Genomic DNA, 18,710 nt, shown 5'->3' on the forward strand with positions numbered 1-18,710 from the left:
CGAGGAGACGTTAATATGATTAGTGTAAAATCATATATAAAAAATGATAAAATAATAACTTCATTAGATAATATTGAAAGTAACTTTCTTGAATATTTCATAGATTTTGATAACACGAAATGTTTAGAACTAGTTATTGATTTTGATTATATGGAAGGTGCAATAATAATAAACTATTACGGAAATACTATTTTAGGATTTAAAGAATGGGATATGATTGATCAGTTATGGTCATATTTCATAAATGCAATTGAAGAATTGTTTGAAAATCAAAACGATGTAAGTTTTTATTTTCCAGACCAACCTTTAGAGGTAAAAATGCAGGTTATTTCGCAAGAGCAAATTTTATTATCTATTGCAGGAGAAAAAACATGTTTTAATAAAGATGAATTATTATTAGCTTTATTAAAAGGAGCAGAAAACTTTTTTGATATATTGAAAGAATGTCCTGATGAATATCTTGTAGAACAGAGTAATAATGAATTAAAGAGAATAGAAAAATTATTAAATAAATTGAACATTTAAATGAGAACATATTATTAAATACACTGTTTAAATTTAACACCTATAGTATGGTTAAAGTAGACACTTGAAACACTAAAAGAATCTATAAACAGTAAAGAATAAAGTTGCAATTAACAAAGCCGACTCATATCAATTTGAGTCGGCTTTTACTATTACTTCACACTCACATACTTCTCACTAGCAGTAATATAAAATGTCTTCCCTTTAGAATTATGTACACGATATTGTGGAAAACCATTCACCATTACTTTTTTATCAATTGCAAATCCTAAGCCTACATCTAATGTACCAGCAACATCTTTATCCTGCCAAGAAGGAGAATCATAAAAACGTAGATTGTTAACTTTCGAAACAACTCGCTTCCCTACAATAGAGGAATCTACTGTACTTTTCTTGTTAAACTTCACATAAGATGGATCGTTCTTAATCCATTGTTCTCCACTAAGATTTAACCAACCATCCTTTTCAGCCCATACAGCATAATATAAATCATTAGCATCAATTTATTACTTTCCCATTAGTATTTTACCTCTACGTTATACTACATTACCTATTTAGAACTATAACAAACACATATGTTGTAAAATACATTTTTTTGAGGATACTTTAACCGTTTATTGTTATAATTATATCTGCAATATTTTCCCAAAGGAGTTCCTATAAAGAACAATAGGATATGGAAGAAAAATTCTGTAGGGACCAAGAAAAAATCCTAATAAGAATGAAATTATTAGGGGACATTCTTCTGGAATAAATAATAATCATCATAACTATGTTGTAGAGGAAATTAAAATTAATCCAGATGGAACAAAGAACATTAAGTATACTACTCAGTTTCCAGATGGTAAATTATCTAAAATAAAAAGTAGTACAGTATTTCCAGATGGGTGGCGTGACACAAAAATAATAAATTGCGTTGAGAATATCGGGAATTCTAAATTTATAAGTACTAGAGCTAGGGACGGAGCAACTTGGCATCGAGGTACTATTGATGGTGTAGAAATAGGTGTGATAAAGAAAGGAGATAGTGTTATTAGTGCCTATCCGACAGGTAAAGCTAATGCATTACCACCATCTGGATTTTAGAAATAAAGGAGGAATAAGAAATGTATGAAGAATTAAATGAAATATTATCCGAAAATAGTTCAGAAGATTCTTGGTATGATGATGGATTTATGTATGCTCAAGAACTGCTGAATGATTTTACTGACAAAGATTGGGGAAAATTATTTCAAAGTATTAATGATAAAAATGATAAGTGGAAAATTAGGCTGGCTTATTGCATTGATGATGATTTAGGGATAAATGGATTAGAATTACTATTGAATATGCTTGATGAAAGTGATGAAGTTGTTGAGACTACGATAGATTCTTTAAGGTCTTTCAATTCTGAAGAACATAAAAAGATGATAGTATCCAATAGTCGAGTAATTGATACAGCACAAAAATTATTGGAAAAGGCTAGCTTACCCGTCAAAAAAGTTCTAGAAGATTTTTTGAAAGATATTAAAAATTAATTTTTTCGGAATATGAAGAAGAAGTAGCATGGGTGAAAGTAATTGAATTTGACTAGCTATTTTGGTAGATTCTGAGCACAAGTAAAGTAGAGAACTTTTCGAAGAAAAAGTTTTCTTTAAGATTGAATATTTCAATGAAGCATGTTATCTAGCTTGGATTAAGTGAAGAGAAGTTACATATGGAGAATAATCAACAAAAGAGGCCTCACATTTGAGGTCTCTTTTGTAACTCTTACTTTACATACACATAGGCTTCAATTGCTGATACATAGTATGTTTTGCCCTTGCCATTGTGTATTTTGTATTGTGGCGAACCATTTACACTTACCTTTGCACCAAGAGTAAAGTCTAATCCCATATCTACAGAACCAGCAACATCTCTCCCCTGCCAAAAAGGAGATTCATAGAAAGGAGAATTTTATATGTCTTTAGATAAGTATAAAAATATGTCTGATGAAGAGTTTAAACAATTGTCTACTGAAGAATTTCAAAATTATATTAGATTAAAGCAAGAAGATTTTTCAAGACATTATAGGAAAATAAATGAAATTACTGTAGATGTGATGTTAAAGCCTCAGGAAGCAATAGAAATTGCTAAACATTATCATAAGAAAAATAAATTAGATGGAGTAGTTAATGAAGATATCAACCATCTTTTCTTTGATGAGGCTTATACATTTAAAATTGAGAAAGAAAATAGAAACAAAGATGATATAAGACCAGCTTGGAGAATATTAGTGGATTTACCAAAAAAACCTTTTCTTATGGAGGACTATACACTAATTGTGTCTGATAAGGATAAAAAAGTGATGGGTATGCTCGATCCAAATGGGCATCCAGTATTTAAAGGCAATGAATTTACAGATGAAGATATCGAATATATTATGAGCGATGAGGATTCTAAAGATTAATTAAGGTAATAACTTAGTGGATAGTTTTATAAATAGAATTACTGTCTTTTTTAATTAGTTATTATCCTATTTTGCTAGATTCTAAGGGCGGAGAAAGATGAATTTAAAAGAACAAGATAAATAGTTAGAGCAAACAGTGGTAGCAGAAGGAACAAATATAGAAGCATAAAAGAAGACAGCCCCTTAACAGACAGTTTTTCTATGTCCTCACAACACTACTCTACTATTTCACAATGGAAGAAAAAATTTCTACATCTCCAGTTTTTGATATAATGATACAGTTATTACTATCATCTAGGAGGAACAAATGCATTTAAAGATTTAACTTTAATACAAAATCATTCCTATCATAAAGCTATAACTAATACACAACGTATATTAACTAGATACTTACAAGATGGAGATAGTGTAGACGTAAGCTGGCCTATCCAAAAATACAACATCTACCCTAAGGAAAAATAAAATAAACTTAGAAAGGGATTTTTATATGTGGAAAAATCTGATTGTAGATATTGAAAAAATAGAGAAAAGTTTTAATGATAAACTGAATACACCAGCAACAGATAGTGAAGTTCAGAAATTAAAAGAACGTATGAAAGAGAATTTTAATATTGACTTACCGAGTGAATATGAGGAATTTCTCAAAACTGTAAATGGATTAGATTTTAACGGGCTAGTACTTTATGGAGTTGACTCTTATTTGTTAGATATAGAAAGGGACGAATCAATTTGCGGGCTTATAGAAACCAATGAGATTTGGTATGAAAATGAATTTCAAAAAGAGTACCTTTTCCTTGGAGATTCAGATATTGCATGGTTTTGTAAAAAACTATCTGATGGTACTTACTTAGAACTTGATAAACCATCTGGTACAGTGATGGAAACATATAATGATTTCAATACAATGCTTGAGGAAGCATTGAAAACAGCCTTGCTTTAATAGGGGGTATTAATGACAAGGTAATTTACACGACGGAATATCATTTTACTAATAAGGAATATACGGGACGAGGTAATAGATACATTGGTAGAACGCCACATGGTATAGAAATTATGATGTTCATTGATTCAAGGAATCGCGTTATTTCGGCCTTTCCATTACGTTAACCATTGAAAGGATGATCTTTAATATATGAAATACACATATGAATTTTATCAAGGACCTTTTAATCTTTTGATGATTAAACTTCCTGAAAATATATCGTTGGTAGGGGAATTTTTAGAAAATGATATTCAAAATAGTGACGGTGTGTTTTGGCTATCTCGTATAAATAAAGTATTGAACTGCGAAGTTGATTCTCTAGAATTAGGTGGAAATAGTTGTGATTTAGAAATACGTAATGACTTCACAAAAATTATCCATCGATATATAGAAGATGAAAACTACTCTTGCAACATCGAAACCGATGAACTACAAGAATTAATTTTAGTATGGGTTAAAGAAAAAGAAAAAGAAAAACAAAAAAAATAAGTTCGAATATTTTTGGGCAGATATTCAAAAATATAAAACTTTCATAGTTAATAATTATGATGAAGATGAAATCTCTCTTGAAATAGAAACTATTACATTACGAAATCTAATACACATTTGAATAAATGAGCACACAAAATTGACAACCGAAAAAAATAACAAGTAAATAATGTTACATACAGCACGAAAAAGACCGCACATTCACATACGCATCACTAGCCGTAATATAGAACACTCGCCAATAACTATTATGCACTTTACATTGATACGAACCATTTACACTTATCTTCGCATCAATCGTAAATGCTAATACTCCCCCACAGAACCAGCCACATCTTTATCATGCCAAGATGGAGATTCATAGAAATGCAGATTGTCCACTCTAGAAACAAAACACTTTCCTATAATAAACTAATCACAATATTTCTTTATTACTGTATCTTTCTTCTCCACATCAAATTAAATAAACGTCAAAATTATTAGTACACATAACCTGTCTATTTTCTATACAAAAAAAGAGGAATTACTCCTCAATATTTTCTTTCGTTTGCAATTCATCAATGATGGCCCAACTAGCCTTGTAATATGCTCGAAGGATTTTATCAATATCCTTTTTGGTTTTCGGCTCTGGAGCCACAATATAAACTTTCGTTTTCCCAAATTTATAAGACGCGGCATATTTTTCTTGTTGGCTCATGGTGTCACCTCTTGAAGTGCTTTCTATATTTGTATGCTGCTGATTTGTTAGTACTGCCATATTAGTTGCTAACCATTTCAAAGCAGAACAATCATCGAAATATTAAAGTATCGGAAAACGACGAAGAATCTTAAATGCTTTCTTAAATCAAACATGTCATTACTTTCGCTACTTTAAATAGCCATTTCTACTTCTTATATATACATTTCTCGTATATGAATTAACTATATAAGGAGGTCTAATCATGAAAACCGCAATCTACCTAAGAAAATCCCGCGCCGATCTCGAAGCCGAGGCACGAGGCGAAGGTGAAACGTTAGCAAAGCACCGCACTACCCTGCTGAAAATAGCGAAGGAAATGAACTTAAATGTTTTAGCTGTCCGTGAGGAAATCGTTTCTGGTGAGAGTTTAGTGAAACGACCTGAGATGTTAGCATTGCTTGAAGAAATTGAAGATAACAAATATGATGTTGTTCTTTGTATGGATATGGACCGTTTAGGTCGTGGTGGTATGAAAGAACAAGGAATCATTTTAGAGACGTTTAAACGCTCGAATACGAAGATTATGACACCTAGGAAGACTTATGACCTTAATGATGAGTGGGATGAAGAATACAGCGAATTTGAAGCGTTTATGGCTCGTAAGGAGTTAAAGATTATTACACGACGTATGCAACGAGGTCGTGTAGCCAGTGTAGAGGCTGGGAATTATCTTGGTACACATGCACCATTCGGATATGATATCCATCGCTTAAATAAGCGAGAACGTACTTTAACGATTAATCCAGAAGAAGCTTCAGTTGTAAGAATGATATTTGATTGGTATGCAAATGAAGATATGGGCGCTAACGCAATCCGAAGCAAGTTAAATGATCTTGGCTACAAAAGTAAGCTAGGTAATGAATGGAACCCCTACAGCATCTTGGATATATTAAAAAATAATGTATACATAGGAAAAGTAACGTGGCAAAAACGAAAAGAGGTAAAACAACCTGATGCCGTAAAAAGAAGTTGTGCTCGTCAAGATAAATCAGATTGGATTATTGCTGATGGTAAACATGAGCCTATCATACCTGAAAGCTTATTTGAGCAAGTGCAAGAAAAATTAAATTCAAGGTATCACGTTCCTTACAATACGAATGGAATTAAAAATCCACTAGCTGGTATTATTAAATGTAGTAAATGTGGTTATAGTATGGTCCAACGTTATCCGAAGAACCGAAAAGAAACGATGGATTGTAAGCATCGCGGTTGCGAAAACAAATCAAGCTATACGGAATTAATTGAGAAGCGTTCACTCGAGGCATTAAAAGAATGGTACATCAATTATAAAGCTGATTTTGAAAAACATAAGCAAGATGACAAATTAAAAGAAACACAAGTTATTCAAATGAATGAAGCTGCGTTACGTAAGCTTGAAAAAGAATTAGTGGATGTCCAAAAACAAAAAAATAATTTACATGATTTATTAGAGCGTGGTATTTACACAGTCGATATGTTTTTAGAACGTTCGAATGTAATTTCTGATCGCATTACTGAAATTACTTCCACGATGGAAAACTTAAAGAAAGAAATTAAAACTGAAATTAAGAAGGAAAAAGTGAAGAAAGATACAATACCTCAAGTGGAGCATGTTCTTGATCTGTACTTTAAAACAGATGATCCCAAAAAGAAAAACAGCCTCCTAAAGTCAGTTTTAGAAAAGGCTGTTTATAAAAAGGAAAAGTGGCAAAGGCTCGATGATTTCGAACTTGTGCTTTACCCTAAACTCCCTCAAGATGGCGACATATAAGCGTTTATGCTTTGTCGTCACCTTGTTGGTGTAATTAGATTTACTCCATTCAGCCCTAAAGCATCATTCGTCGAAACAGCCAATACGACAGGCTTGCCATTTCTTAACGTCGCTTTCGCTGCCATTAGTACTGGAGAGTCTGTCATTGCATTTGCAAATTTACTCATAGAATTTCCTGTTAGTGGTGCAATTACCATACAATCTAGTGGAATTTTAGGTCCTAGTGGTTCTGCGCCAACGATTGAATTAATCGCTTTAAATCCTGTTACTTCTTCAATCTTTTTAATCCACTCTGCTCCTTCTCCAAATCTCGTATTTGTTGATTGAACAGTGTAAGAAACAACGGGGCGTACTTCTGCTCCCTCAGCAATTAATTTTTCTAAATGAGGCATTACTTCTTCGTACGTACAATGTGAACCAGTAAAACCAAACCCTATTCTTTTCCCTTTTAAATTCATTCCCCATTCTCCTTTCTTGCTATTACGTCTTCTGCTAGTAACTGAGAAAGAACGTTCGCTAAAATTTGTCCTGCTGTTTTTGGAGCAACAATACCTGGTAATCCAGGTGCTAACAGCGCTTTGACTCCTCTTTTTTCCGCATATCTAAAGTCGGTACCGCCTGGTTTAGAAGCTAAATCAATTACTAACGTATGAGCCGGCATTTTCGAAATAACATTCGCTGTCACGACGAGATGCGGAATTGTATTAATGACAATATCGATATTTCCTACTTCTTTCTCAATATTTTGCATATGAAAAGGAGAAAACATCATTTCTGTAATACGTGCAATATGTTCCGATCGTCTTGCTCCAACTTTGACATGGGCTCCTAATGATTGAAATGCTCTGGCAACACTCATCCCTGTTCTACCAAATCCTAAAACCATTACATTGGAACCATGAATTGTATAGTCGGTATGTTGAATTACCATCATTAATGTACCTTCTACAGTTGGAATAGAATTGTAGATTGCCACATCATCACGATCAAATAATTTAACAAGTTTGCGGTTTGTAGTAGATACGAGATTTTCCAAGTAAGGCGTACCAATACCTGAATATATAGTAAAATGTTCTGGTGTATTTTCAATTTGTTCTTTCGTTATAGAAACTTTTTCGTTTGAAAAAATAGTATCTACTTCTCCCTTGGCATTTGTACCTGCAACTGGCAAAATAATTGCATCTACAGAAGTGAAATCTAAATTTTGTATACTTTCTTTTGCTGCCCCTGTGAAGCCATGATCTAACTGATCAAACCCTATCAATGAAAGTTTCGCATCCAATTCAACTAGCTTGCGAATTACTTCTAGCTGTCTTGCATCTCCTCCTATGACAGCAATATGCATCTCAGTCAACATTCCCTAATTCACCTTCTTTTTCTGTCATTTATAAGAAAAGTGCCTACTTTTTCTTTTTCCTCCACATCATATGTAATGTACGAGTTTTAGGTGATTGAAAAACGAAAGCATGTATGATTTATCCCGCTATTTGTATGCAGTTAGACCTCCATCTCAACATTCGACATATGAGAGGACATTATACGGGAAATTGATTTCCGGTAAACGCTCGATTCATGTGAGCTTTTACTCAGAAGAGAATGAACAAAAAAAGATGACCAAAATGGCCACCTTTCACTTCGAATTTGAATGATCCGTAATATCACAAAGGATCATATCGTGCCCTACTTTCTTAATTTGGCTCCACGTGACTCTTACTTCTTGTGGTTCCTTTTTAAAACCTCCCCATTTCCCAGCCGGTATGATAAGAGCCTGTATTTGGCCATCCTTCTCATCAATCTCTAAATCCACATAACCTAAAACTCCCATTTTTTCTGCTCTTTCTAAATTTACAATCTCTTTGCCACTTAATTCACTTAATCGCATACAATCTCCCCCTACCGAATTATGAATTTAAGTTATCCATAATTAGTACCTATTCTGTATATCAAAAAAAAATAACCGTATCTCTTTTAAAAGAGATACGGTTATTTTTACATACTTCATATAAAGCAATTATAGTTTTATTCCTTTTGGAAGTTTTCCATCTGGACTAATTAATGCTGCAGAGAATTCATCTGTAAACATGTTACGAATTAACTCATCAACATTTTCTTTTGTTACTGTGTTTACACTTTCAATAATCTCATCAAGTGAACGATGCTTACGAAGTAGCAACTCATTTTTACCATTACGGCTCATACGGCTATTCGTACTTTCTAAACTTAACATTAAGTTTCCTTTTAATTGCTCTTTACTATTAATAAGCTCTTTTTCTGTAATACCTGTATTTTTCAATGTTTCTAATGTTTCTTGCATTGTTTCATACAGTGTATCTAATTGTTGGCTACCTGTTCCACCATACAGCGTTAACATACCTGTATCTTCATAAGAAGAATGGTAAGAAAATACTGAATAGGCTAACCCGCGTTGCTCACGTACTTCTTGGAATAAACGGCTACTCATACTACCGCCTAAAACGTTATTTAATACAATTAAGTTATAAATATCTTCGTGTCCCATTTGTAAGCCTTTATATCCTAAACATAAATGAGCTTGTTCTGTTTCCTTTTTACGTGCTACCTTATTAAAATGGAAAATTGGGCTATGTACTTGTTCACGGTTTGTTGTTCCTTCATAACTACCGAAATATTGCTCTACCGTTTGCAAGAAGGCTTCATCAATATTTCCTGCAACTGAAACAACGACATTTTCAGGTGTGTAATGATCCTTGATATATTGGCGTAGCGTATCACCTGTAAACGTATCAAGCGTTTCTTCTGTTCCTAAAATAGGATATCCAAGTGGATGCGTTTCATATGTTGCTTTCGTTAACATATCATGCACAATATCATCTGGAGCATCTTCGTACATTTTAATTTCTTCACATACGACATTCTTCTCTTTTTTCAGTTCTTCCTCATCAAATGTTGAATTAAAGAACATATCTGCTAATACATCTAAAGCATATTTAGCATGCTCATCTAGCACTTTTGCATAGTAACAAGTGTATTCTTTTGAAGTAAAAGCATTCACTTGCCCACCAATGCTATCAAATGATTCTGCAATTTCGCGTGCACTACGTGTTTCCGTTCCTTTAAAGAACATATGCTCTAAAAAGTGGGAAACCCCGTTATTTTTTTCATTTTCATTTCTTGATCCCGCATGAATCCAAATACCAATTGCAACCGATCTTACTGTTGGTATATTCTCCATAACGATTCTTACACCATTTTTACAAGTATATTTTTTAATCAAAAACTTTCCTCCTACTGCCAGTTTCTCTAATTAATTGCTATTATTTAATGATAACAAGTTTAAGGATGAATGTCATGCAAATGTATTTAATCCACACGTTTTTCATCCAGTAATTCTGTTATATTCCCTACTTTATATCCTTGTTCCTTCAATTTTGTAATCATTGTATCTAATGCTTCTGCTGTAGATGAAGTTGGATGCATTAATACGATAGCACCTGGATGTATTTTTGTCATCACTCTCTGCAATAGTACCTCTGGTTCAGGTCGCTTCCAATCAATTGTATCTACAGTCCACATAATCGTTCCCATTTGGAAATCATCTGCAATTTTCACGACTTCATCCCGAAAACTTCCACTCGGCGGAGCAAACCATCTTACCTTTTGATTCGTAGCTGCTTCGATCATTCGATTTGTTTTTTGTAACTGATCTCGGATTTCATCAGAAGATAGCGTTTTCATATTAGGGTGTGTGTAAGAATGATTTCCGACTTCTTGATTTGCATCAACAATCATTTTTGCAAATCGCAAATTTTCCTTCACCCAACGTCCTTCTAAAAAGAAAGTCGCTTTCACATCATGTTTTTTCAATATTTCTAATATACGAGGCAAATACTCGTTTCCCCACGCCACATTTATTGTTAATCCCACCATCTTTTTATTTGGATGTCCCCTATAAATTGGAGCTGGTGATAAACCTTCTAAGTGGACACTCGGTGATACTTCCTTGAATTCCAGATATTTTTGATCAAATTTCTTTAGTTTCCTCATATTATTATAAGATGCTTCGATATCAACTTTTCTTCCATTATATCCTGGTGTTGCTTTCCATATTTTATCAACCATCGCATTTTGAGGTGCAATCTCATATTGTTTTGCATGTTTTTGAATTTCTTCATACAAATTATCCTGTGCAAAAACGGAATAAGAGCCTACACTGACATATAAAAAGAATATACATATGTATGCCAATATACGAGCTTTCATATAAACCCTCCCATTAACTATATAAAAACCTTTTTTCTTCTTATCTTTGTTAATTTGAGCGTTATAATGAAAACTATACCTATACTGACATAAAAATATATGTAAATCATATTTTTTACATAACAAAAAAAGCCAGTTTAACTGGCTTTTACTTATTGCTGCTCTTGTTTGTTTTCTTCTTTAGCAGCTTCTTTTTCTTGCTCTTCTTTTAGCAATACTTTTCTAGATAGATTCACACGACCTTGCTTGTCAATCTCGATAACTTTAACTGTAATTACATCACCGATCTTCACAACGTCTTCTACTTTACCTACACGCTCAAGTGCAAGTTCTGAAATGTGAACTAATCCATCTTTACCGCTGAATAATTCAACGAAAGCACCGAATTTCTCAACACGTTTCACTTTTCCTTCGTAGATTTCACCTACTTGTACTTCGCGAACGATATCTTCGATAATTTTCTTAGCTTTGTCATTCATTTCTTGATTTATTGAAGAAATGAATACTGTACCATCTTGCTCGATGTCAATTTTAACGCCAGTTTCTTCAATAATTTTATTGATTTGTTTACCGCTCGGCCCAATAACGTCACGGATTTTATCTGGGTTAATTGTCATTGTAATAATCTTTGGAGCGTAAGCTGATAATTCAGTACGTGGCTCTGCAATAACAGATAACATATGATTTAGAATGTGCACACGACCAACTTTCGCTTGTTGTAATGCCTCTTCTAAAATTTCACGAGATAGACCATCGATTTTAATGTCCATTTGCAGTGCAGTTACACCTTTTGCTGTACCTGCTACTTTAAAGTCCATATCACCTAAATGATCTTCCATACCTTGAATATCAGATAAAATTGTGTAATGCTCACCAGTTTTAACTAGACCCATTGCAATACCTGCAACTGGAGCTTTAAGTGGAACACCAGCATCCATCATTGCTAAAGTACTACCACAAATACTTGCTTGTGAAGTAGAACCATTTGATTCTAAAACTTCAGATACAAGACGTACTGTATATGGGAAATCTTTTTCAGATGGAATTACAGGCTCAAGAGCACGTTCTCCTAGTGCACCGTGACCAATTTCACGACGACCTGGTCCACGCATCGGTCTTGTTTCACCAACACTAAATGATGGGAAATTGTAATGGTGCATAAAGCGTTTTGATTCTTCTACACCAAGACCATCTAAAATTTGTACATCGCCTAATGCACCTAATGTACAAATACTTAATGCTTGTGTTTGTCCACGTGTGAATAAACCAGAACCGTGTGTACGAGATAAAATACCAACCTCTGATGCTAATGGACGGATTTCGTCACCTTTACGGCCATCTGGGCGGATTTTTTCAACTGTAATAAGACGACGTACTTCTTCTTTTACAATTTTATATAAAATCTCACTTACTTGTCCTAATGTATCAGCGTCAGCTTCCTGCGCTTCGTAATGCTCAATTACACGCTTTTTCACTTCGTTAATTGCATCTTCACGTGCATGTTTCTCATGTACTTGAATTGCAGAATGCATATCCTTCTCAGACATTTCACGTACAGCTTGATTAAGATCAGCGTCAACTTCATAAAGTTTCACTTCTGTTTTCTCTTTACCTACAGCTTGTACAATCTCTTCTTGGAATGCAATTAGACGTTTAATTTCGTCATGTCCAAACATAATTGCTTCTAACATTGTTTCTTCAGGCACTTGATCTGCTCCTGCTTCAACCATGTTAATTGCATCTTTCGTACCAGCTACAACAAGGTGAATATCACTTTGTTCTTGCTGTTCTACTGTTGGATTAATAACGAATTCGCCGTTAATACGACCAACTGTTGCGCCCGCGATTGGACCTTCAAATGGAATATCTGAAATCGATAACGCTAATGAAGAACCTAGCATAGCTGCCATTTCAGAAGAACAATCTTGATCAACACTCATTACTATGCTGACAACTTGTACTTCGTTACGGAAACCATCTGCGAAAAGCGGACGAATTGGACGGTCGATTAAACGACTTGCCAAAATTGCTTTTTCACTCGGACGACCTTCACGTTTAATGAAACCGCCAGGAATTTTTCCGACTGCATATAAACGCTCTTCATAGTTTACTGTAAGTGGGAAGAAATCTACATTTTTTGGTTCTTTTGATGCAGTTGCTGTAGATAGAACCGCTGTATCGCCATATCTTACTAATACTGCTCCGTTCGCTTGCTTCGCAAGCTGACTTGTTTCAACTGTTAGCTGGCGACCAGCTAAATCTATCGAGAAGACTTGCTTTTCTTGACTCATTTAAGTACCCCTCTCAATTTAAAGTATTCAATTCTTCTATGTAAATGGATAGTATATCACAATATTCTACCTCTAGTATTACCGAAAATGAAGTAAGCTATAAAGGGTAGAAGATATATTTTTACCTAACAAAAAAGCGGGAATATTCCCGCTTCTTTGACTATCGACGTAAGCCAAGCTTTGTGATTAATTCACGGTAACGTGTGATATCGCTATTACGAAGGTAAGTTAGTAAGTTACGACGTTTACCAACCATCTTTAATAGACCACGACGTGAATGATGATCTTTCTTGTGAGTACGTAAGTGCTCGTTTAGAGTGTTAATTTGCTCCGTTAGGACAGCAATTTGAACCTCTGGAGAACCAGTATCAGTCTCATGAGTTCTAAATTGTGCAATGATTTCATTTTTACGCTCTTGTGTTAAAGCCATCCTATTTCACCTCCTATTAATTAAACCCCCAATTACCTAGCAAGCGTCGGTGAGTCGCAATGCCAAGCAATGGTTGTCATAAAGTACATAACATAGAATACTACTTTTCATTTGAAAAAGCAAGTATATTCTTTTCGTTCGCAAAATATTCTTGTGCTGTTTTCTTATCTTTTGCAATTTGTTCAACTAACTCATCGATGCCATTGAATTTCTTTTCTTCTCTTATACGCATATGCCACTCTACTGTAACATTTTGATCATATATGTCTTTGTTAAATTCAAATAAGTGCACTTCAATAGATAATTGACGCTCATCTTCTTTAAATGTTGGTTTATATCCAATATTACATACACCATCGTACCATTCATCGTGAACTTTTAATCTCACTGCATAAACACCTACAGGTGGTAATAGATACTCATCACTTAAACCTATATTAGCTGTGGGAAAACCAATTTGACGTCCACGCTTATCACCGTGTACAACCGTTCCCCCTACTGTATATGCTCTACCTAAAATAGATGGAATTTGTTCCATTTCGCCATTTCGAATTAACTTTCGTAATGCTGTAGAACTTACTTTCTCTTCTTGAAATTCAACTTTTTCAATCACAGTCTGTGTAAACTCCCCTCTTGCATGAAATGGTAAAGTCTCCATCTTTCCTTTTCCTAAACGTCCATATGAATAATCAAACCCTGCTACTACATGCTTTACATTCAAACCAATAATATAATCATCTACAAATTGTTGTGGCAATAAGCCTGCAAACGATTCATCAAATTTAATAACATATAATATATCGATCCCTAAGTTTTCGACTATTTTTTCTTTATCACACATTGGTGTAATATACTCCGCATGCGCTTCCTTTTTTCCTAAAACAACAGATGGGTGCGGATAAAATGTCATAACTGCACTTTTATATCCTCGTTCATCAGCTATTTGTTTCGCAGTTCGAATCACACATTGATGTCCTAAATGAATGCCATCAAAAAATCCTAATGCCATTACAGTAGGTGGTAATTCTAATTTATTTTGTTCATGTGGATGAGTTAAATGAATAAGTTTCACGCTTGAATTCACCTTTTTCTGTAATAATCCTTCCAATAATTCATTATAGCTTTAGTTCTTGATTATTCACAAGTACTTTCATCGGCTTTAGCATACCAGGGTGTTTTGGATGGTGCTCATAAATTGCAAGGCAGCGATTATTTGTATCAAACACTGTTATAAATGGCGCCGTTATTTGCAATTCATTTTTTAAGAACATACCATTCTTTATTTTCTCTGCTTGCTTTTCATCTACAACCATTTTCGGAAACTTACTTAATGCTTCATCAATTGAAATGAAGATAGACTCTACTGTTCCATTTTGCACGTTTTCTTCAATTTCTTCAAATGATATGCAATCTTCTAATAAAAATTCACCAGAAGCTGTTCTTACAAGGTGAGACATATGTGATGGGAAACCAAGTTTTTCACCAATCATTACTGCTAACGTTCTTACATATGTCCCTTTACTACACGTTACACGGAAACGGAATGAAATATTTTCCCCCTCAAACACTTCACGGTCATCTAGTAATACAAATTCATGAATTGTAATTGTACGAACTGGACGTTCAACTTCTTGTCCTGCTCTTGCATATTCATATAATTTTTTTCCGTTAACTTTTACAGCTGAAAACATAGGAGGCATTTGTTCAATCGTACCTGTTAATGCAGCAAGAGCCCCTTCTACTTCCTTACGAGTAATAACACGATCTACATTTTTCCTTTCAACAACTTCACCAGAAGCATCTTCAGTTGTCGTTGAAAATCCAAGTGTTACTTCACCTTCATATGTTTTCGTCTCACTTGTTAAAAATTGTGCAATCTTCGTTGCTCGTCCTACACAAATAGGTAATACTCCTGTTACATCTGGATCTAATGTTCCTGTATGACCAATTCGTTTCTCACGCAATATCTTTCTTAATTTAAATACACAATCATGTGATGTCATGCCTTTTGGCTTATGTAATAATACTACACCTTCCATATATGTTCACCTCATCATAATTCTTTCATAGTAATTATCCAAAATTAATTTTGCATTGAAAAAATGGATAGACAAATGTCTATCCATTATTCTTCACGTTTACCGTCTTTATTAATTTGATGTAAAAGTGTATCAATTCGATGACCATATCCGATAGACTCATCAAACTCAAAGGAAATTTCCGGTGTTTTACGAAGACGAATGCGCTGGCCAATTTCTGAACGAATGAAACCTTTTGCCTTCGCTAAACCTTTTAATGTACTTTCTTTCTGTTCCTCATCACCTAAAACAGAAATATATACTGTAGCAATTTGTAAATCTCCACTCACTTGTACATCTGTTACTGTAACAAATCCAACACGTGGATCTTTAATTTTACGACTGATGATGTCGCCTAATTCTTTTTTCATTTGCTCGCCTACACGGTTTGCACGTAATTTCATAACTCTTCACCTCATTCAATACCATTCCAATTGTGTTATTGTACGTTCAATTTCAGGAAATGAATCGATGTACTCGAGTACACGATTCATTTCTTTTTCACAAATAACACGATTAGAGGATACAGAAACAATTGCAATTTCTGTACGTTGCCATACATCTTGATGCCCTACTTCTGAAACAGCTACATTATAACGCTGCTTCACACGAGTTAGCACCCGTTGCAAAATTGCTCGTTTCTCTTTTAAAGAATGCACATCGTAAATCATACACTCGAATGAGAGTGAAGCGATAATCATCGCTTCACTTCTTCCATAATGTACGCTTCAATGATGTCCCCTTCTTTAAGATCATTATATCTCTCAATTGTAATACCACACTCATAGTTTTGTGCAACTTCTTTTACGTCATCTTTGAAACGTTTTAACGTATCAAGTTGTCCTTCGAAAATTACTACGCCATCACGGATAATACGCACGCCACTATCACGTGTAATTTTACCGTCAATTACGTAACAACCTGCGATTGTTCCAACTTTTGTTACTTTGAATGTTTGGCGTACTTCCGCTTGACCGATTACTTTTTCTTCGAATTCTGGATCCAGCATACCTTGCATTGCTGATTCGATTTCTTCGATTACTTTATAGATAATACGGTGTAAACGAACATCAACATTCTCTAATTCAGCTGTACGCTTCGCATTCACATCAGGGCGTACGTTAAATCCAATTACAATTGCATTAGATGCAGAAGCTAAAATAACATCAGATTCTGTAATCGCACCTACGCCTGTATGGATAATTTTAACTTTAACACCTTCAACATCAATTTTACGAAGTGACGCTGCCATTGCTTCTACAGAACCTTGTACGTCTGCTTTCACAATTAAGTTAATTTCTTTTACATCGCCTTCTTGGATTTGTTGGAATAAATCTTCAAGGCTTAATTTAGATTTTTCACCACGCTGAGCAAGTAACGCTTCTTGTGCACGTGATTCACCGATTTGACGAGCTTTCTTCTCATCAGCGAATGCCATGAAACGATCTCCCGCTTGTGGTACTTCGTTTAAACCTGTAATTTCAACAGGAGTTGATGGACCAGCAACTTTTACACGACGACCAATATCACTTACCATTGCACGAACACGTCCGAATGAAGTACCAACAACGATTGGATCTCCAACTCGAAGTGTACCGTTTTGAACAAGTAATGTCGCGATAGTTCCTTTACCTTTATCAAGCTGTGCTTCGATTACAGTACCAGTTGCATAGCGGTTTGGATTTGCTTTATATTCTTCTACTTCACTTACAAGAAGAATCATTTCTAATAAGTTGTCAATTCCTTCACCTTGAATTGCAGAAATTGGTACGAAAATTGTATCTCCGCCCCAAGCTTCTGGAACTAATTCATATTCTGTTAATTCTTGCATTACACGATCAGGATTTGCCGCTGGTTTATCCATTTTATTCACAGCTACAATAATTGGTACTCCAGCTGCTTTCGCATGGCTAATTGCTTCAACTGTTTGTGGCATAACACCGTCATCAGCTGCAACAACAAGGATTGTAATATCCGTTACTTGCGCACCACGAGCACGCATCGTTGTAAATGCCGCGTGACCAGGCGTATCTAAGAATGTAATCTTCTTGTCATTTACTTCAACTTGGTATGCACCAATATGCTGAGTAATTCCACCTGCTTCGCCTGCAGTTACTTTTGAATTACGGATAGAGTCAAGTAAAGTTGTTTTACCATGGTCAACGTGCCCCATAATTGTAACTACAGCTGGACGCTCTTTTAAGTTCTCTTCATCATCTTGCTCATCGATGAATGTTTCAAATTCAGTTTCACTTACAACTACTTCTTCTTCTACTTCAATACCATAATCAGTAGCAATTAACTCAATTGTATCTTTATCTAAGTCTTGGTTAATTGTTGCCATAATTCCAAGCATAAAGAGCTTCTTAATAATTTCAGACGGCTCTTTGCTTAATTTTTTAGCAAGCTCACCTACTGTAAGACTTCCAGAGAAAGTAACTTTATCTGGTGTTTCTACAGTTTGTGTTTGTTGTCTTCCAGCAAAGTTATCTTGACGTTTGTCTTCATTTCCCTTGCCTTTTTTCTTTTTCTTATTGCTGTTCTTTTTACTACGAACAACTTTTTCTTCTACTTCAAACTCATCTGCAACAGAAGGTTTTTCAGTTTGATACGCATTATCTAATTTATTTACTACTTCATCTTCTAACATTGTCATATGATTCGAAACCTCGATATTCATTTCTTTTAGTTTTGTCATAAGATCTTTACTTGAGATATTATGTTGTTTTGCATATTCATGCACTCGAATTTTACTCATA

19 protein-coding genes and 4 pseudogenes are annotated in these 18,710 nt (G+C 34.5%); 7 read left to right on the plus strand and 16 right to left on the minus strand.

The window, feature by feature from the left end; translation table 11 throughout:
• Positions 1-15: 15 nt before the first annotated feature.
• Positions 16-525, plus strand: a complete 510-nt coding sequence (locus tag JDS82_RS00545) for a hypothetical protein (protein WP_016135240.1) — start codon at positions 16-18, stop codon at positions 523-525.
• A 152-nt stretch (positions 526-677) separates the two neighbouring features.
• On the opposite strand, the pseudogene JDS82_RS00550 reads toward JDS82_RS00545, so the two are convergent.
• Positions 678-1,007: pseudogene (locus tag JDS82_RS00550) on the minus strand (N-acetylmuramoyl-L-alanine amidase); the annotation flags it as partial.
• A 244-nt stretch (positions 1,008-1,251) separates the two neighbouring features.
• On the opposite strand from JDS82_RS00550, the gene JDS82_RS00555 reads away from it, so the two are divergent.
• The gene (locus JDS82_RS00555; RefSeq protein ID WP_472926238.1) at positions 1,252-1,611 is read left to right on the plus strand and encodes an EndoU domain-containing protein; all 360 of its coding nucleotides are present in this window, start codon (positions 1,252-1,254) and stop codon (positions 1,609-1,611) included.
• A gap of 20 nt (positions 1,612-1,631) precedes the next feature.
• Positions 1,632-2,042, plus strand: coding sequence for a hypothetical protein (locus JDS82_RS00560; protein ID WP_000272777.1), 411 nt, complete (start codon positions 1,632-1,634; stop codon positions 2,040-2,042).
• Between the two features lie 232 nt (positions 2,043-2,274).
• Here the strand turns inward: JDS82_RS00560 and JDS82_RS29630 are convergent.
• A pseudogene (locus JDS82_RS29630) lies at positions 2,275-2,460 on the minus strand (N-acetylmuramoyl-L-alanine amidase); the annotation flags it as partial.
• A gap of 4 nt (positions 2,461-2,464) precedes the next feature.
• On the opposite strand from JDS82_RS29630, the gene JDS82_RS00565 reads away from it, so the two are divergent.
• The 3 genes from JDS82_RS00565 to JDS82_RS00575 all read left to right on the plus strand — a co-directional run bounded on the left by JDS82_RS00565 (position 2,465) and on the right by JDS82_RS00575 (position 4,424).
• Entirely contained in the window at positions 2,465-2,953 is a 489-nt protein-coding gene (locus JDS82_RS00565) for a hypothetical protein (RefSeq protein ID WP_064473508.1), read from the plus strand.
• Between the two features lie 487 nt (positions 2,954-3,440).
• Positions 3,441-3,893 (plus strand): YrhA family protein, encoded by a 453-nt coding sequence (locus tag JDS82_RS00570; RefSeq protein WP_000265798.1) that lies wholly within the window; start codon positions 3,441-3,443, stop codon positions 3,891-3,893.
• 192 nt (positions 3,894-4,085) lie between these two features.
• Complete coding sequence (locus tag JDS82_RS00575; protein ID WP_016086625.1) at positions 4,086-4,424, plus strand: hypothetical protein; 339 nt, start codon at positions 4,086-4,088, stop codon at positions 4,422-4,424.
• A gap of 172 nt (positions 4,425-4,596) precedes the next feature.
• Here the strand turns inward: JDS82_RS00575 and JDS82_RS29635 are convergent.
• Positions 4,597-4,832 (minus strand): annotated as a pseudogene (locus JDS82_RS29635) (N-acetylmuramoyl-L-alanine amidase).
• 115 nt (positions 4,833-4,947) lie between these two features.
• Positions 4,948-5,181 (minus strand): hypothetical protein, encoded by a 234-nt coding sequence (locus JDS82_RS00580; RefSeq protein WP_071742778.1) that lies wholly within the window; start codon positions 5,179-5,181, stop codon positions 4,948-4,950.
• A 184-nt stretch (positions 5,182-5,365) separates the two neighbouring features.
• Between JDS82_RS00580 and JDS82_RS00585 the strand changes: the two genes are divergently transcribed.
• A complete protein-coding gene (locus JDS82_RS00585) occupies positions 5,366-6,913 on the plus strand; it encodes a recombinase family protein (RefSeq protein WP_199712512.1) in 1,548 nt (515 codons plus the stop codon).
• 32 nt (positions 6,914-6,945) lie between these two features.
• On the opposite strand, the pseudogene dpaB reads toward JDS82_RS00585, so the two are convergent.
• From dpaB to infB, 12 genes and pseudogenes are all read right to left on the minus strand, one after another.
• Positions 6,946-7,371 (minus strand): annotated as a pseudogene (dpaB, locus tag JDS82_RS00590) (dipicolinate synthase subunit B); the annotation flags it as partial.
• Positions 7,368-8,270, minus strand: a complete 903-nt coding sequence (gene dpaA / locus JDS82_RS00595) for a dipicolinic acid synthetase subunit A (protein ID WP_000954740.1) — start codon at positions 8,268-8,270, stop codon at positions 7,368-7,370. The pseudogene dpaB and the gene dpaA, both read right to left, overlap by 4 nt.
• A gap of 273 nt (positions 8,271-8,543) precedes the next feature.
• Positions 8,544-8,795, minus strand: a complete 252-nt coding sequence (locus JDS82_RS00600) for a YlmC/YmxH family sporulation protein (protein ID WP_001239751.1) — start codon at positions 8,793-8,795, stop codon at positions 8,544-8,546.
• 129 nt (positions 8,796-8,924) lie between these two features.
• Positions 8,925-10,166, minus strand: a complete 1,242-nt coding sequence (locus JDS82_RS00605) for a M16 family metallopeptidase (protein WP_000593006.1) — start codon at positions 10,164-10,166, stop codon at positions 8,925-8,927.
• Positions 10,167-10,252: 86 nt separating this feature from the next.
• Positions 10,253-11,152, minus strand: coding sequence for a polysaccharide deacetylase family protein (locus tag JDS82_RS00610; RefSeq protein WP_000647536.1), 900 nt, complete (start codon positions 11,150-11,152; stop codon positions 10,253-10,255).
• A 152-nt stretch (positions 11,153-11,304) separates the two neighbouring features.
• Complete coding sequence (pnp, locus tag JDS82_RS00615) at positions 11,305-13,443, minus strand: polyribonucleotide nucleotidyltransferase (RefSeq protein ID WP_000076761.1); 2,139 nt, start codon at positions 13,441-13,443, stop codon at positions 11,305-11,307.
• A gap of 160 nt (positions 13,444-13,603) precedes the next feature.
• A complete protein-coding gene (gene rpsO / locus JDS82_RS00620) occupies positions 13,604-13,873 on the minus strand; it encodes a 30S ribosomal protein S15 (RefSeq protein ID WP_001229392.1) in 270 nt (89 codons plus the stop codon).
• A 100-nt stretch (positions 13,874-13,973) separates the two neighbouring features.
• Entirely contained in the window at positions 13,974-14,945 is a 972-nt protein-coding gene (gene ribF / locus JDS82_RS00625) for a bifunctional riboflavin kinase/FAD synthetase (protein ID WP_000766715.1), read from the minus strand.
• Positions 14,946-14,988: 43 nt separating this feature from the next.
• Positions 14,989-15,912: a tRNA pseudouridine(55) synthase TruB gene (gene truB, locus JDS82_RS00630; RefSeq protein ID WP_046957399.1), complete on the minus strand. Its 924-nt coding sequence runs from the start codon at positions 15,910-15,912 to the stop codon at positions 14,989-14,991.
• 86 nt (positions 15,913-15,998) lie between these two features.
• The gene (rbfA, locus tag JDS82_RS00635) at positions 15,999-16,355 is read right to left on the minus strand and encodes a 30S ribosome-binding factor RbfA (RefSeq protein WP_000776445.1); all 357 of its coding nucleotides are present in this window, start codon (positions 16,353-16,355) and stop codon (positions 15,999-16,001) included.
• A gap of 15 nt (positions 16,356-16,370) precedes the next feature.
• Positions 16,371-16,652 carry a DUF503 domain-containing protein gene (locus JDS82_RS00640; RefSeq protein ID WP_000582364.1) on the minus strand — a complete coding sequence of 94 codons (282 nt, stop codon included), beginning with the start codon at positions 16,650-16,652 and terminating at the stop codon, positions 16,371-16,373.
• The gene (gene infB, locus JDS82_RS00645) at positions 16,649-18,709 is read right to left on the minus strand and encodes a translation initiation factor IF-2 (RefSeq protein ID WP_000036353.1); all 2,061 of its coding nucleotides are present in this window, start codon (positions 18,707-18,709) and stop codon (positions 16,649-16,651) included. The genes JDS82_RS00640 and infB overlap by 4 nt, the downstream gene beginning before the upstream one ends.
• Position 18,710 lies beyond the last annotated feature (1 nt).

The sequence above is a fragment of the Bacillus cereus group sp. N14 genome, from assembly GCF_016483555.1.
Lineage (GTDB): Bacteria > Bacillota > Bacilli > Bacillales > Bacillaceae_G > Bacillus_A > Bacillus_A wiedmannii.

Bases quoted from the DNA above. Each gene is read 5' to 3' on its own strand.
- JDS82_RS00545 (WP_016135240.1), top strand. From the start codon at position 16: ATGATTAGTGTAAAATCATATATAAAAAATGATAAAATAATAACTTCA.
- JDS82_RS00560 (WP_000272777.1), top strand. From the start codon at position 1,632: ATGTATGAAGAATTAAATGAAATATTATCCGAAAATAGTTCAGAAGAT.
- JDS82_RS00565 (WP_064473508.1), top strand. From the start codon at position 2,465: ATGTCTTTAGATAAGTATAAAAATATGTCTGATGAAGAGTTTAAACAA.
- JDS82_RS00570 (WP_000265798.1), top strand. From the start codon at position 3,441: ATGTGGAAAAATCTGATTGTAGATATTGAAAAAATAGAGAAAAGTTTT.
- JDS82_RS00575 (WP_016086625.1), top strand. From the start codon at position 4,086: ATGAAATACACATATGAATTTTATCAAGGACCTTTTAATCTTTTGATG.
- JDS82_RS00580 (WP_071742778.1), bottom strand. From the start codon at position 5,181: ATGGCAGTACTAACAAATCAGCAGCATACAAATATAGAAAGCACTTCA.
- JDS82_RS00585 (WP_199712512.1), top strand. From the start codon at position 5,366: ATGAAAACCGCAATCTACCTAAGAAAATCCCGCGCCGATCTCGAAGCC.
- dpaA (WP_000954740.1), bottom strand. From the start codon at position 8,270: ATGTTGACTGAGATGCATATTGCTGTCATAGGAGGAGATGCAAGACAG.
- JDS82_RS00600 (WP_001239751.1), bottom strand. From the start codon at position 8,795: ATGCGATTAAGTGAATTAAGTGGCAAAGAGATTGTAAATTTAGAAAGA.
- JDS82_RS00610 (WP_000647536.1), bottom strand. From the start codon at position 11,152: ATGAAAGCTCGTATATTGGCATACATATGTATATTCTTTTTATATGTC.
- pnp (WP_000076761.1), bottom strand. From the start codon at position 13,443: ATGAGTCAAGAAAAGCAAGTCTTCTCGATAGATTTAGCTGGTCGCCAG.
- rpsO (WP_001229392.1), bottom strand. From the start codon at position 13,873: ATGGCTTTAACACAAGAGCGTAAAAATGAAATCATTGCACAATTTAGA.
- truB (WP_046957399.1), bottom strand. From the start codon at position 15,912: ATGGAAGGTGTAGTATTATTACATAAGCCAAAAGGCATGACATCACAT.
- rbfA (WP_000776445.1), bottom strand. From the start codon at position 16,355: ATGAAATTACGTGCAAACCGTGTAGGCGAGCAAATGAAAAAAGAATTA.
- JDS82_RS00640 (WP_000582364.1), bottom strand. From the start codon at position 16,652: ATGATTATCGCTTCACTCTCATTCGAGTGTATGATTTACGATGTGCAT.
- infB (WP_000036353.1), bottom strand. From the start codon at position 18,709: ATGAGTAAAATTCGAGTGCATGAATATGCAAAACAACATAATATCTCA.